The organism is Polaribacter sp. (genome assembly GCF_965660385.1).
Lineage (GTDB): Bacteria > Bacteroidota > Bacteroidia > Flavobacteriales > Flavobacteriaceae > Polaribacter.
Map to the genome: position 1 here is coordinate 1 of NZ_CBFHZT010000013.1, position 13,642 is coordinate 13,642.

General features: G+C 28.5%; 15 protein-coding genes. 6 read left to right on the forward strand and 9 right to left on the reverse strand.

Translation table 11 applies throughout. The features are described from left to right. The 3 genes from ACTG3V_RS05840 to ACTG3V_RS05850 form a co-directional block, all read left to right on the forward strand. The coding region (locus ACTG3V_RS05840) for a histidine kinase (RefSeq protein WP_439131204.1) at positions 1–447 on the forward strand (447 nt) is incomplete at its 5' end. Next, a complete protein-coding gene (locus ACTG3V_RS05845; RefSeq protein ID WP_439131205.1) occupies positions 444–1,466 on the forward strand; it encodes a histidine kinase in 1,023 nt (340 codons plus the stop codon). The genes ACTG3V_RS05840 and ACTG3V_RS05845, both read left to right, overlap by 4 nt. Further along, positions 1,466–2,221, forward strand: a complete 756-nt coding sequence (locus ACTG3V_RS05850) for a LytR/AlgR family response regulator transcription factor (protein ID WP_439131206.1) — start codon at positions 1,466–1,468, stop codon at positions 2,219–2,221. Before ACTG3V_RS05845 ends, ACTG3V_RS05850 begins: the two co-directional genes overlap by 1 nt. A gap of 199 nt (positions 2,222–2,420) precedes the next feature. Here the strand turns inward: ACTG3V_RS05850 and msrB are convergent, their stop codons facing one another. Beyond that, a complete protein-coding gene (gene msrB / locus ACTG3V_RS05855) occupies positions 2,421–2,912 on the reverse strand; it encodes a peptide-methionine (R)-S-oxide reductase MsrB (protein ID WP_439131207.1) in 492 nt (163 codons plus the stop codon). Between the two features lie 274 nt (positions 2,913–3,186). Between msrB and ACTG3V_RS05860 the strand changes: the two genes are divergently transcribed. Next, positions 3,187–4,002, forward strand: a complete 816-nt coding sequence (locus tag ACTG3V_RS05860; protein ID WP_439131208.1) for a M48 family metallopeptidase — start codon at positions 3,187–3,189, stop codon at positions 4,000–4,002. Positions 4,003–4,127: 125 nt separating this feature from the next. Continuing rightward, positions 4,128–5,435 carry an MFS transporter gene (locus ACTG3V_RS05865; RefSeq protein WP_439131209.1) on the forward strand — a complete coding sequence of 436 codons (1,308 nt, stop codon included), beginning with the start codon at positions 4,128–4,130 and terminating at the stop codon, positions 5,433–5,435. Between the two features lies 1 nt (position 5,436). Here the strand turns inward: ACTG3V_RS05865 and ACTG3V_RS05870 are convergent, their stop codons facing one another. The 8 genes from ACTG3V_RS05870 to ACTG3V_RS05905 form a co-directional block, all read right to left on the reverse strand. After that, positions 5,437–6,171 (reverse strand): hypothetical protein, encoded by a 735-nt coding sequence (locus ACTG3V_RS05870; RefSeq protein WP_439131210.1) that lies wholly within the window; start codon positions 6,169–6,171, stop codon positions 5,437–5,439. Positions 6,172–6,294: 123 nt separating this feature from the next. Further along, positions 6,295–6,852 (reverse strand): type 1 periplasmic binding fold superfamily protein, encoded by a 558-nt coding sequence (locus ACTG3V_RS05875; protein ID WP_439131211.1) that lies wholly within the window; start codon positions 6,850–6,852, stop codon positions 6,295–6,297. Between the two features lie 9 nt (positions 6,853–6,861). After that, entirely contained in the window at positions 6,862–9,261 is a 2,400-nt protein-coding gene (locus ACTG3V_RS05880) for a TonB-dependent receptor (protein WP_439131212.1), read from the reverse strand. A gap of 29 nt (positions 9,262–9,290) precedes the next feature. Further along, on the reverse strand, positions 9,291–9,560 hold the full coding sequence (locus tag ACTG3V_RS05885) for a hypothetical protein (RefSeq protein WP_439131213.1): 270 nt from the start codon (positions 9,558–9,560) through the stop codon (positions 9,291–9,293). A gap of 52 nt (positions 9,561–9,612) precedes the next feature. Then, a complete protein-coding gene (locus ACTG3V_RS05890; RefSeq protein ID WP_439131214.1) occupies positions 9,613–10,380 on the reverse strand; it encodes a TerC family protein in 768 nt (255 codons plus the stop codon). Further along, complete coding sequence (locus ACTG3V_RS05895) at positions 10,381–10,827, reverse strand: hypothetical protein (RefSeq protein ID WP_439131215.1); 447 nt, start codon at positions 10,825–10,827, stop codon at positions 10,381–10,383. A gap of 81 nt (positions 10,828–10,908) precedes the next feature. Further along, the gene (purB, locus tag ACTG3V_RS05900) at positions 10,909–12,252 is read right to left on the reverse strand and encodes an adenylosuccinate lyase (protein WP_439131216.1); all 1,344 of its coding nucleotides are present in this window, start codon (positions 12,250–12,252) and stop codon (positions 10,909–10,911) included. A 43-nt stretch (positions 12,253–12,295) separates the two neighbouring features. Next, a complete protein-coding gene (locus tag ACTG3V_RS05905; protein WP_439131217.1) occupies positions 12,296–12,883 on the reverse strand; it encodes an adenylosuccinate lyase in 588 nt (195 codons plus the stop codon). Positions 12,884–12,924: 41 nt separating this feature from the next. On the opposite strand from ACTG3V_RS05905, the gene ACTG3V_RS05910 reads away from it, so the two are divergent. Then, positions 12,925–13,641, forward strand: coding sequence for a toxin-antitoxin system YwqK family antitoxin (locus tag ACTG3V_RS05910; protein ID WP_439131218.1), 717 nt, complete (start codon positions 12,925–12,927; stop codon positions 13,639–13,641). Position 13,642: the final 1 nt, after the last annotated feature.

The window sequence follows — 13,642 nt, forward strand, 5'->3', positions numbered from 1 at the left end:
GAAAAGTTTATAAGGCGTTTGGCAAAAATGTACGATTTTACCTTAAAAAGTTACCATCAAAAATTAATTACTGTTCAAGAAGAATTAGAATTTGTAAATTCATATATATTTTTGTTACAAACTCGGTTTCAAAATAAATTTACAGTTACAATTTGTATTGATGATGCTGTTTTATTTACTAAAATACCACCATTAACGCTACAAATGCTGGTAGAAAATGCTGTTAAACACAATCAATTATCATCAGATAATATCTTAAACATTCAAATAACATCCACAAAAACAGCCATAATTGTAGAAAACACAATTACGGTGGCAACAAAAAATGTAACTTCTTTTGGTATTGGGCTACAAAACATCAATTCTCGTTATTTGTTGTTGATAAATAAAGCCATTTCAATAGTTAAAGGCAATACTTTTAAAGTGCAAATACCAATTATTCAATGAAAAAGTTATTTGTACATCAACCTTTATTTCGCTTATTAAGTCCTGTTTTTTCAGGTATTATTGTCTATCTCTTAATATTGTTATTGAACAATAATATAGCGCAAATTCAAGAAGATTTTTTCAATGAAGAATTGTATTTCTGTATAGCCTTAAGTTATTTAATACAAGAGTTTTCAAGGATTTTATTGATTGTGTTTAAACGATATTTATCACATAAAAATTCTTTAGTTTACATCTTATTGCAAATTAGTATTGCTATGCTACTTTGTTTTTTGTTAGCTACCACAGCCATTAATTTATATTTTACATATATCCTTGGATTTTCTGTTACTTTTGATGAAATTTTAGTTTTTAATAGTATATTTTGTACCATTACTTTTATATATATCTTATTGTATATCAGTCATCAATATCTGTTTAAGATAAATACCGCAAAGTTGCATCACGAAAAAATTATCAAACAAAATATTGAAGACGAATTTCAACAATTTAAAAAAGGTATAAACCCAGATTTGTTGTTTGAAAGTTTCGAATCACTATTAATTTTAATTAAAAACGATAAAGAAAAATCAGATGAATTTATAGATCATTTAGCATCAATTTATAGGTATATTTTATCAGGAAAAGAAAAGCAGTTAATTGATTTTACTGAAGAAATTTTAATGGTGAGTGAGTTGACTAAATTGTTTAACTATTTGCCTTATAGAAATATTTGCATCATTAATAATTGCAAAAATACGTTTTTGGTAGTGCCTAGAAGTTTATTGATTATTGTAGAACAAATTGTAAGAACCGCGATTTGTAATGCTTCAGAAATATTAGAAATTCAATTTAATGAAACTAAGGAGTTTTTAGAGATTTCTTATTATAAAAATGATAAAATTACGACTTCTTTTAACCTTAAAAAAATTAAAGAAGTGGTGGCATCTTATGCCATTTATAACAAACATAAAATTGAAATTGTGGATGAAGATAAAACACGTAAAATATTTTTACCTAAACTTAAAATAATAGCCTAATGAAAAACATTGTTATTATTGAGGACGAACAATTAGCAGCAGAAAAACTAGAACGCTATTTATTAAAGTATAATAGTGAGCTTAAAATAATTGTAGTATTATCTAGTATTTCTGATGCTGTACATTGGTTAAATACACATACCAATTACGATGTTGTTTTTATGGATATTCAATTAACAGATGGTTTAAGTTTTGAAATTTTTAACCAAACTAAAATACTTAAACCTGTAATTTTTACTACTGCTTTTGATGAATATGCTGTAGATGCTTTTAAAGTAAATAGTATTGATTATGTATTAAAACCAATTACGTTTACAGACATTGCTAGAGCCATGAAAAAGTTAAAATCAATGCATACACTCTTTAACCCAGTATCATTATCAAAAATAGTTGAAGTTGGGCAACATAAGAAAGTCAAAGACCGTTTTTTAGTGCGTTTAGGAAACCACATCAAATCAATAAAAACAGAAGAGATTGCCTTATTTTTTGCTGATGGGAGAACCGTGTATTTGGCCACTAAAGAAGGTAAGAAATTTATTGTAGATTTTAAATTAGAAGATTTGAATAGTTTGCTTAGTGCTAAAATGTTTTTTAGAGTAAATCGTTCGTTTATTATTAATATCAGTGCCATAAAAGACGTAATTGTGTATTCCAACAGCCGTTTAAAAATTGTAGTAGTTGTAAATTCAGAAAAAGAAATAATTGTTAGTAGAGATAAAGTAGCAGCTTTTAAAACTTGGTTAGAAGGTATTTAATTCTCAATTTTTTACAGCTTTTGATATAAAACAAGTTGGCTATACAATTCTAGCATTTTGAATGTTAGCAAATCTTACATTAATAAACAACCAAGAGTAAAGGGTATTAAAAACTTATCTTATCTACGACAAAATAAAATGCTTTTATAAGTGCCTCAACATATTAAGAAATATCTTATTTATAGATAGTTTAAAAATACTATAATTTTTCTTCTGAAGGTATAAACTTTAAAGCAGCTCCATTAATACAATGACGTTTTCCTGTGGTTTCACTTGGGCCATCGTCAAAAGAATGTCCTAAATGGCCACCACAAGTATTGCATTTTAACTCTGTTCTTGCATAACCTATTTTATAATCTACATCTTTTTCTACATTTCCTTTTATTGCTCTATCAAATGATGGCCATCCAGAACCAGAATCGTATTTATGTTTCGATTTGTATAGAGGTGTTTCACAAGCTGCACAAACAAAAATTCCTTCTTTTTTTTCATTGTTTAAAGGGCTTGTGAATGCTCTTTCTGTACCAGCTTCTCTTAAAACGTAATATGCCATTGGCGATAATATTTTTTTCCATTCAGCATCTGTTTTTTCTACTTTGTATGTTTTCTTTTTTTCTTCGGATGAATTTTGAGCATTGCCAACACAACTCATCATCAACACTAAAATAAAGATGCTTGTTATTTTTTTCATATTTTTTTGTTTTATAAAATCTTTTATTATCTTTTTTCTAAAAAGGCTATCTCAATAACACAATCAACCAGTGATTATCAGTACACCTCTCTTCTTTAGACGAATATTTGCTTAAGAACTTACATTTACCTCAACATTATTGTAGTAAAAACGACATTAAATTTTATTTTTTAAATATAAATAGAATACGTAATTTTAACAAAATTAAATATTCTCATTTTGTGACTAAATTACATATTTCGTGTCTTATAATGCAGAATCAAAAAGTTAAAAAATGAAAAAAATAGCCATAGCAGTAATTACAGTTTTCTTATTTGTAGAATGTAGTACAGTACCTATTACAGGAAGAAAGCGTGTAAATTTTGTAAGTGATGCGCAAGTTTTACCTGCAAGTTTTAATCAATATAACAGTTTCTTAAAAGAAAACAAATTATCTACCAACAGAACAATGAGTAATCAGGTAAAAAATGTGGGTAAAAACATCTCTGCTGCAGTAGATCGCTTTATGCGTGCTAACAATATGGTTGATGAAGCAAACTCTTATAAATGGGAATTTAATTTAATTGAAGATAAAACTGTAAATGCTTGGTGTATGCCAGGAGGAAAGGTTGTTTTTTACACGGGTATAATGCCAATTTGTGCCAATGAAGATGGTGTTGCTGCTGTTATGGGACACGAAGTTGCTCACGCTTTTGCAAAACATGGTCAAGAAAGAATGTCTCAAGGACAATTACAACAAATTGGTGGTTTGGCTGTAGCTTTAGGAACTTCTGGAAAAAGTAATGAAAGTCAAAAAATTTGGAATACAGCTTTTGGAATCGGTTCTGGTTTAGGCATGCTAAAATTTAGCAGAGTACACGAGCAAGAAGCAGACAGATTAGGATTAGTTTTTATGATTATGGCTGGGTATGATGGTACTGAAGCAGCAGAAGTATGGGTAAGAATGAGTGAAAAATCTGGGGGAGGTTCTACTCCAGAAATCTTAAGCACACATCCATCTAATGCTTCTAGAATACAAGATTTAAAAAGTTATTTACCAACTGCTAAAAAATATGCAGCGCAATATAATTCAAAAGGAGTTGTAAAATAAATAGATTTCCTATATTGTAGCCGTTCAAAAATTGTTTTTTGAACGGTTTTTTTGTTTAAAATTTTTTTTAAACAAATACTGAACTTGTTTCAGTAGGTAAAATTTCACATCAAAAAACAAGTTTTATGTTAAAAATAGGAGATAAAAAATTAATAAATGCTTGGGCATTTTATGATTGGGCAAATTCTGTATACTCGTTGGTAATAGGTACAGCCATTTTTCCTATTTATTACGCTGGCTTAACTACTTCTAAAGGTTTTGCAAATGCAGAAGGAAAAATAGCATTTTTAGGGACAGATTGGAATCCTATTACTTTATATGATTATGCCTTAGCGTTTTCTTTTTTGGTAGTGGCATTTATGTCTCCAATGTTATCAGGTATTGCAGATTATGCAGGAAATAAAAAGAAATTTTTAAAAGGATTTTGTTTGTTAGGCTCTATATCTGTAATGTGTTTATTCTTTTTTTCTGATAAAGAAACACTTTGGGTAGGTATTGTTTTTACCATTTTAGCAAGTATTGGTTTTTGGGGTAGTATTGTGTTTTATAATGCGTATTTGCCAGAAGTTGCACACCCAGAACAACAAGATAATGTAAGCGCCAAAGGTTTTATGTTAGGCTATACAGGTTCTATTATCTTGTTGATTTTATGTTTAATTTTGATAGAAACTGAAGTTTTTGGCTATTTTGATAAACAATTTGGTTCTCAATTATCTTTTGTTTTAGTCGGAATTTGGTGGCTAGGTTTTGCACAAATTACCTATGCAAGATTACCAAATGAAGAAAAGAAATTATTGCCAAAAGACAATTATTTTAAAAAAGGATTAAAAGAAATTAAAATGGTTGCTCACCAACTTTTTCAATATAGAGAGTTAAAAATTTTCTTGATTTCCTTTTTTCTACTAAGTATTGGTGTACAAACTATTATTTTAATGGCTGGTATTTTTGGAACTATATTAGGTTTAGCAACCTTAAATTTAATAGGTACTATATTAATCGTTCAGTTTGTAGGTATTTTAGGCGCTTTTTTGTTTTCGAGATTGTCTAATAAAATCGGGAATATTGCCACCTTAAAATTAACTATTGCAATATGGGGTTTGGTATGTTTTATAGGATTTAATTTAACAAAAGATACTCCAAATATCGAAATGTATTTTTATATTTTAGGCGGATTGATTGGCTTGGTAATGGGGGCAATACAATCTTTAGCAAGATCTACCTATTCTAAATTATTGCCAAAAACAGAAGATACAACGTCTTATTTTAGTTTCTTTGATGTAACCGAAAAAATAGCATTAGTGGTTGGTATGATTACTTTTGGCTTGTTAAATTCAATATTTACAATTCAATCTAGTGTTTTAGCGTTGGCCATTTTTTTCTTAGCTGCTTTTATATTTTTAAGTAACATTAAAAAAACAAAATACGTACAATAAATTATTTTGAAAACAGCTTTTTCATATGATCTTTTTCAATTTGTAAAACAAAATCAATTAAAATTTCTTGATCTTTTTCGGTAAGTTTATTTAACATTTCTTCTCCTTTGGTAATGGTTTCTAAGGCTAATTCTAAACCAAAAATTTCTTTTTTAGAAAATACTTTTGGCTTTTTTTTCATTTTAGAAATCAAGAATCCTATGATTTCTTTAATTTTTTCAACCAGTTCCTTATCATAAATAATGTTAAAGAAGGTTTCAGTATTTTTCATAAATTCTTCAATTTCATGATAGGGTAATAATTGAATTAAAGAATTTATTTTTTTAGTGGAGTAGGTAGGTGCAATCTTTTTATTATTGGCTTTAATTACTAAAGCATTTTCAAATTTTGTGGCTCCTCGAAACGACTTCATGGCTTTTAAACCGGCATTGAATATTTTGGGTAAATGCCTGCCATGGGTAAATATTAATTGGAAAGAATCTAAAACTAAGTTCAATAATTTTTCGGGATGTTTTATAAACTCATCTAAAGAATTAAAGGCTTCATTTAAGGTTGCTCGTTTCTCAACATCAGGATATACATAAGTTAAAAAGTAATTTTTTATGTTATTTAAAACAGTTTCATTTATCGTTTCAGGAAAATCATAATCATCCTTTAAAATCTGATATTGATAACGTTCTTTTATAAGATTTCGATACCCTGTAATAATTTCATTTAAAATGATTTCTTTAGACATGTTTTAGCTGGGTTATCATAAAAATAGTTTTACTAAAATAGGATAATATTAAGAATAATTGAATTTTTTTAAAAGCAAAAGCAGCTAAAAATAGCTGCTTTACACTTTTAAAATAGAAGAATTTTATTGTATAGTAACATTAAAGGTTACTTCTACATCTCTACTTCCTCCTGCATTTGCAAGACCCGTATTTGGTTTTGTAGGTTCGTGAATTAATACTACTGTAATGCTTCCTGAGCCTGCATTTCCAGTTACAACAGAAGTTTCAATACCTAATGGATTTCCATCAGCATCTTCATCTGTTTTGGTAATCGTTGCAATGTTTGTGCTATAGAAAAATTCATGTTCATCACCTTCAGTTTTTACTTCTTCAGTAATATCTTCAGCTGGAGATTCAGATTCATTTAACAATTCAACAATACCAGTGTAAGTAGTATTTGCAGTTAAAGGACCTGAAATGTTGTATGTACCATCATTTCCACCTTCACCATCTGGGTCACTAAAAGTTAATGTAACTATATCATTACCATTGGTTAAAGTGTAGTTTACGGTGGTAATTAATTCCTCTTCATGATCATGGTGGTGATCATCATGTTCATCTTCACAACTTGTAAATGATAAAACTGAGATAAATAATATGGCTAATAATTTTGTAATTGTGTATGTATTTGAAATTTTCATAATTTTAATTTAATAGTTTATTTTAATTTTTAGGTTATAGTTTCTTCCTAAATCATCTGCAAAATATCGTAATCGGTTTAAATGTTCTCTGTAAGCTACATTGAACAGGTTATCAATGTTAAATGCTACTTCTAAATCACTTTCTTTAAAAATAGTAAACATTGCAGAGGTGTTTAATCCAAATAAAGAATAAGTAGGTGGTGTTGAGCTTATATCTACAAAAACATCTTGTTGTAAAGTAGCATTGTAAGTGTAAAAGTTGTAATCTGGAAATCGGTTTTGCTGTAAAATCGTTGTATGACTCAACCCAATTGTGAACTGATTTATATCAGTATTAGTGTATGATATTTGATTTTTAAAATTAGTTGCAGGCATGTGAATTAAAGGAATATCATCTGTTAAATTATCTCCTTGTAGCAAACTAATATTTCCTGAATATTGAAAATTAGTACTAATTTTTTTGTAAACATCTACATCAATCCCAAAAAGTTGTGCATCTACTTGAATGTATTTCCATTCAGGGAAAGCACCTCTTATGTTCGTGTCTACTCCAAAAGGAATCAACTGAATAAAATCATTAATGTATTTGTAATATGGGCTTATCGTAAAACCAAAATCAGTACTCTTTTTTTCTAGAGAAATTACAAATTTGTTGGCAACTTCTTTTTTCATTGTTAAAAAACCATACTCTAATCTCGCTGCACTATGGTGTAAACCATCACTAAATAATTCTGACGGATTTGGCATTCTAGAAGCTAAACCATAATTTGCAAATAAAGATAAATCATTCTCAAACGCTTTGCTGTAACCTAAACTCGCTGAAATGTTGTGAAAAGTAAATTCAGGATTGGTTAAAATTCGAGTATTATCAATTGATTCCTCAAATTCTGGAAACAATTCATCATAATTATAGGTTTCATTCCAATCTGTAAGATTATAGGTTTTGCTTGCATTGATGGATGAAAAATCATAACGAATTCCTGCACTTAGTTTACTAGTTTCGTTTAAGTTATAATTTGCAATCGCATACATTCCTGCCTCAAACTTATTAAAATCGGGTATTAAAGCTCTTGTACCAGTACTAAATGCTACATTTTTTTGATAACGAACCAACAAACCTGTATTTATTTTTACATCATTTAAATAATCTATTATAAGATCAGTTTGAATACTATTGGTAAATAATTGTAAATCGATAACAGGTGTATTTTTTAAATCTCCCCTTCTTGTGTCAAACTCTTTACGTCTATTAATTTGAAAATCGTATTGTAAGGTTAATTTTCCAAATCCTTTAAAACGTTGGTAAGCCTCAATTTTTCCTAAATGATGTAAAATTGACTGCCTAGGATTTGCAATATCATACGAAAAATCTTCAATAATTCTAGGTTCTGGACTATTTATGGCATTGACCAAATCATTCACATTACCAATATGAGAAGCGCGTAAAATAGCAAATTCGTTATCAACATAACTGTAATAAGCATCAAACCCTTTTTCGAAACTGTTGAATCCAAATCTAAATGAACCATTTAAACTTTTAAGGCCACTATTTGTTAAACTGTAATTTGGTGTTTTAAAGTCTCCAAATTGTTTGTAATTCATTTGCAGTTTGGTGTAAAAACCTGATGCATATGTTTTCACAATTTCAGAATTTATATTACCACCTAAACCATTAGAATTCAAAGAAGTTACAGTGCTACCAAACATATCATTTACCAGGGCATACTTTTTAGGTTTTAATATAATTAAGCCACCAATTGCATCACTACCATACTTTAAGGTATTTGCTCCTTTTATCACATCAATTCTATCGCTAGCATTAATATCGATATTTGGGGCGTGTTCATCACCCCATTCTTGGTCAAACATTCTTACATTATTATTAATAATTAATAACCTGCTACTATGTAAACCTTGAATCATTGGTTTTACAATTGAATTTCCTGTGTTTAAAGATGATACACCACTAATTGTATTTAAGACATCACCTAAAGATTTATCTGTAAAATCTTGAATTACACCTTTTTTAATAGATTGTTCTACACTTGTTTGTTCAGTTTTTGTGTTCGTTTTTACAACAACCTCATTCAATTTTTCTAAATGATGCTCTAAAAATATTTCTTTTGAAAGATTTTCTTGTAAGGTGATAGTAATTCGCTTCGTATCACAAGAAATATGACGAATTTCTACTATTATTTTTCCACTACAGAGATTGTTTATTTCAAAATTTCCATCAAGATCTGATGTCGTGTATTTTTTTAAATTTAAAATAGCCACAGATGCACCAACTATTGGTGTTTTATCGTGAAAATCGATAATTTTCCCTTTAAATGTAATACCACAATCTTGTGCAAAAGCGTTTGTACAAATACAAATCAAAAAAGCACAACAAAAAATAAGTTTTTGCATTATGTTGTTTTATGTTCAAAAAATAAGTTTTAAGCTTGAACATACAGAGGTGGCCCTCTTAAAGAAAACGATAATTGATAATGATTTTTTAAGAAACTATATTGTGTACTAACATCTTTAGAAATGTTAGTATTTAAAAGAATAGAATAATCTAAGCTTGTTAAAAAAGAACTGCTTTGTTTTAGTAAATGTAAAGAACAGTCAATATCTTTTTGATGAATATGTTGTTCAATTTTAGAATTACAAACGGTATGTTCATGATTCAGAGCATCATGAATGGAATTAAGGGTTATTGGCAATAAAAATATTGCCAATAGAAAAATACCGATATGTTTTTGAAACGTTTTGATATTATTTTTTCTTTCTAATTCTTAAATTCAACAATTCTACACTTAACGAAAATGCGATGGCAAAATACAAATATCCCTTAGGAATTACTCCTACAGTTTTGTTAAAAAATGTTGTATGTGACAAATGTGCACCTTCTGCAATTAGCATAAAACCTATTAAAATTAAAAAAGACAATGCCAACATTTGAATTGTAGGATTTCTTTCTACAAAAGTATTGATGGGTTGTGAGAAAATCATCATAATTATGATAGAAACTATCACTGCAATAATCATAATAATCAATGCACCATCAATTCCGTTTGTCATTCCAACTGCAGTTAAAATACTATCAAAAGAAAAAACAATATCAATGAGTATAATTTGAAAAATAACACTTTTAAAAGAAATTACTTTTGGCGTTTTTAATACTTGGTCTACATTTGTTTTTTCAACTTTTTGTCTTATTTCGTTGGTGCTTTTGTATAATAAAAAAATACCACCTAAAAATAAAATGATACTTTGCCCAGTTAAACCTGTTTTAAACCAACCGATATCTATTGTAAAAAACGGGTTTTTTAAAGCAATTAAATAAGATACACTAAATAAGAGTAGAATTCTGGTAATCATTGCCAAACCTAAACCCAATAAGGTTGCTTTTTTTACTTGATTTTTAGGGAGTTTATTTGCTGATATAGAAATAAAAATAATATTATCTATACCTAAAACAATTTCTAAAAACGTAAGTGTAACTAAAGAAACCCAGGTTTCTGCTTGTAAAAATAGATCCATTTATTTTATTTTATAAATAGTTCCTTTTTTTGAAAACTTTGAAAAACCAATTTTTACGGTAAAATCATAAGAATTCTCACGAATCTTATTAATTTGTATAAACATTGGGTCTTCTTGCAAACTATTTTTAGGGTTGATATATTTTAATGTATAGAAAAAATTATTTTTCCATTTAATGGATAAGGTATCAATTTGATCTCCATATTTACTAATTTGTATGGTATCTTTTCTGATGATGGTTTCTTTTACAAAATCATCGCCAGCAGGAATTTCAAAAACCCCTTCTTTAAATTGATTCGAATTGTCTTTAAATTCTGATTTACAAGAAAAAAGGAATAGAATTGAAGACAAGACTATGAAACATAAAGTTTGAATTTTATTTGAAGTATTCCAACATCCGACTTCCAATTTTTTAGTTCTAGTTAATTCGTTATTCTTATCTTTCATAATCAAAACTTCATTATAATTTTAAATGTACAATTTCCAACTTCCAACTCCTAACCTCAAAATTCAAATTTCCAAACCAAACTAAATCCCTGTATAATTGCTTGGTGTAATGGCTTTTAATTCATTTTTAATTTCATCAGAAACTTCTAAAGTATCAATAAAATTAGCAATAGAATTTTGGTTTATTTTTTCGTTAGTTCTCGTCAATCCTTTCAAAGTTTCATAAGGATTTGGATACGCTTCACGTCTTAAAATAGTTTGTATAGCCTCTGCAACCACGGCCCAATTGTTTTCTAAGTCTTGTTCAAACTTTTCTTTGTTTAACAATAATTTATTTAGGCCTTTTAAGGTAGATGTAAATGCAATAATTGTATGACCAAAAGGTACACCTACATTTCGCAAAACAGTACTATCTGTTAAATCTCTTTGTAATCTTGATATTGGTAATTTGGCAGAAAGATGTTCAAAAATTGCGTTTGCAATGCCTAAATTTCCTTCAGAATTCTCAAAATCAATAGGGTTTACTTTATGTGGCATTGCAGAACTACCCACTTCACCTTTTTTAATTTTTTGTTTAAAATAATCCATAGAAACATAGGTCCAGAAATCTCTGTCTAAATCTATAATAATGGTGTTGATGCGTTTTAATGTATCGAACAACGCAGCCATATGATCGTAATGTTCTATTTGTGTAGTTGGAAAAGAGTGTTGTAAACCCAATTTTTCTTGAACAAAATCGGTTCCAAAAGCTTTCCAATCAATTGTTGGGTAAGCCACTTTGTGCGCATTATAATTACCGGTTGCACCACCAAATTTAGCAGCACTTGGTATGTCATTTAATAAATTAAATTGCTCTTTTAAACGAACTACATAAACATCAATTTCTTTGCCTAATCTTGTTGGCGAAGCTGGTTGACCATGAGTTCTTGCCAACATAGAAATGTCTGCCCATTCTACAACCAATTCTTGTAATTTTTCTAAGACTTCAAAATAATGAGGTACAAAAACATCATTCATAGCTTCCTTTATCGATAAAGGAATGGCTGTGTTATTAATATCTTGAGAAGTCAATCCAAAATGGATGAACTCTTTGTCTTTTTGTAAACCTAAAGCATCAAATTTTTCTTTTATAAAATACTCAACAGCTTTTACATCGTGATTTGTAATTTTCTCAATATCTTTTATTTTTTGAGCATCCTCTGTAGTAAAATCAATATAAATTTTACGCAAATCGTCAAATAAATCACTATTAAAATCTGCCAATTGAGGCAAAGGGATTTCGCATAAAGCAATAAAATACTCAATTTCTACACGAACTCTATATTTTATTAAAGCTTCTTCAGAAAAGTAGTTTGCTAATTTTGATATTTTACCTCTGTAACGTCCATCTATTGGAGAAATGGCATTTAATTGTGTTAAGTTCATTTTAATTTTGTTGTTAACTGCAAAAATACGGATTTAAACAGATTTATAAACGAGATTTACGATGTTTTTCTATCATTTCAAGCACATGTTTACCACGTGCTTTTGTGCCTTTACTTTCATGAATTATTTTAGTTTCAATTAAATGTTTTAATTCGGCATGAACCCAGTCTTTTTCCAATCCAAATAAGTATAAGGTGTTCATGGTGTATGCTCTAACAGCAATTTTTTGAGGGGTAATTAACCAATCGAAACCAGTTTCTACAATAGCATCTATATGTTTTTGTTGCAATTGTTCTTTAACTTTATTTTGATGTTTTGCGTAATATGCATTTGCCAAGTGTTCGCAAATTTTTGCACATGGTCTTATAGCTCCGTCGAATTTTAAAGTGTTGATTTTTTTGGTAAAATCATCTAAAAAAGGTAAAATATAGTTTAAATCGTGGTATGTACAAACCCATTCTAAAACCCAAGCTGCTTTAATTGAAATTTTGTTATCAACATTAAAAGTAATACTCACTAAATCTTTAAATAATTTTTGATTATCAATAATAATATTGGCTGCTCTTTGGCGGTTCTCTTTTTTAGCATTTTCGATGCTATTCAATAATTCAGTTAAAAAAATAATGCTCATTTTTGGTTTGGTTGATGTATATTTACTGTAAAATTTTTGCCATGCTAAATATAAAAAGACTATCTTTTGTTTTATTGTTTTCTACTTTCTTTTTTGCGACTATAGATTCTAACGCTCAAAAAATAAATCAGTTTAATGATAATAATAAAAGAACTGGTGTTTGGAGAAAATATCATCCTAATAAAAGAATACGCTATACAGGTAGGTTTAAAAACGGAAAAGAAATTGGTGTTTTTAAATTTTATGACATTACAGATTCTAAATACCCAACTATCATTAAAAAATTCTCTGCTACAAGTGATTCCGTGGATGTTTCTTTTTATTCTGTGAATGGGGTGTTAAAGAGTAAAGGTTTTTTTGTTGATAAAAAAAGAGTGGGTGCTTGGGAATATTATTTTTCGGATGGAAAAATAATGTCAAAAGAATTCTATAAAGACGGAAAATTAGAAGGCGAATTGATTAATTATTATCCGAATAAAAAACCAGCAGAAATTACCGAGTATAAAAATGGTCTTAAAAATGGTGTTTCTAAAAAATATTCTAGTGATGGTGTTTTGATTGAAGAAGTTGAATATAAAGACGGAAAACCAAATGGATTGGCTAAGTATTTTGAATTGAATGGTGATTTAAGAGAAACAGGAATGTATAAAAATGGTAAAAGAGAAGGTAAATGGGAGTTTTATATGGATGGAGAAATAGCGTCTGAAAAGGATATAAATAAGAAAAAAATATTTACTAAAACAAATAAAAATAAATAGT

Bases quoted from the DNA above. Each gene is read 5' to 3' on its own strand.
- ACTG3V_RS05880 (WP_439131212.1), bottom strand. From the start codon at position 9,261: ATGCAAAAACTTATTTTTTGTTGTGCTTTTTTGATTTGTATTTGTACA.
- ACTG3V_RS05890 (WP_439131214.1), bottom strand. From the start codon at position 10,380: ATGGATCTATTTTTACAAGCAGAAACCTGGGTTTCTTTAGTTACACTT.
- ACTG3V_RS05895 (WP_439131215.1), bottom strand. From the start codon at position 10,827: ATGAAAGATAAGAATAACGAATTAACTAGAACTAAAAAATTGGAAGTC.
- msrB (WP_439131207.1), bottom strand. From the start codon at position 2,912: ATGAAAAAAATAACAAGCATCTTTATTTTAGTGTTGATGATGAGTTGT.
- ACTG3V_RS05845 (WP_439131205.1), top strand. From the start codon at position 444: ATGAAAAAGTTATTTGTACATCAACCTTTATTTCGCTTATTAAGTCCT.
- ACTG3V_RS05860 (WP_439131208.1), top strand. From the start codon at position 3,187: ATGAAAAAAATAGCCATAGCAGTAATTACAGTTTTCTTATTTGTAGAA.
- ACTG3V_RS05875 (WP_439131211.1), bottom strand. From the start codon at position 6,852: ATGAAAATTTCAAATACATACACAATTACAAAATTATTAGCCATATTA.
- ACTG3V_RS05870 (WP_439131210.1), bottom strand. From the start codon at position 6,171: ATGTCTAAAGAAATCATTTTAAATGAAATTATTACAGGGTATCGAAAT.
- ACTG3V_RS05865 (WP_439131209.1), top strand. From the start codon at position 4,128: ATGTTAAAAATAGGAGATAAAAAATTAATAAATGCTTGGGCATTTTAT.
- ACTG3V_RS05905 (WP_439131217.1), bottom strand. From the start codon at position 12,883: ATGAGCATTATTTTTTTAACTGAATTATTGAATAGCATCGAAAATGCT.
- ACTG3V_RS05850 (WP_439131206.1), top strand. From the start codon at position 1,466: ATGAAAAACATTGTTATTATTGAGGACGAACAATTAGCAGCAGAAAAA.
- ACTG3V_RS05910 (WP_439131218.1), top strand. From the start codon at position 12,925: ATGCTAAATATAAAAAGACTATCTTTTGTTTTATTGTTTTCTACTTTC.
- purB (WP_439131216.1), bottom strand. From the start codon at position 12,252: ATGAACTTAACACAATTAAATGCCATTTCTCCAATAGATGGACGTTAC.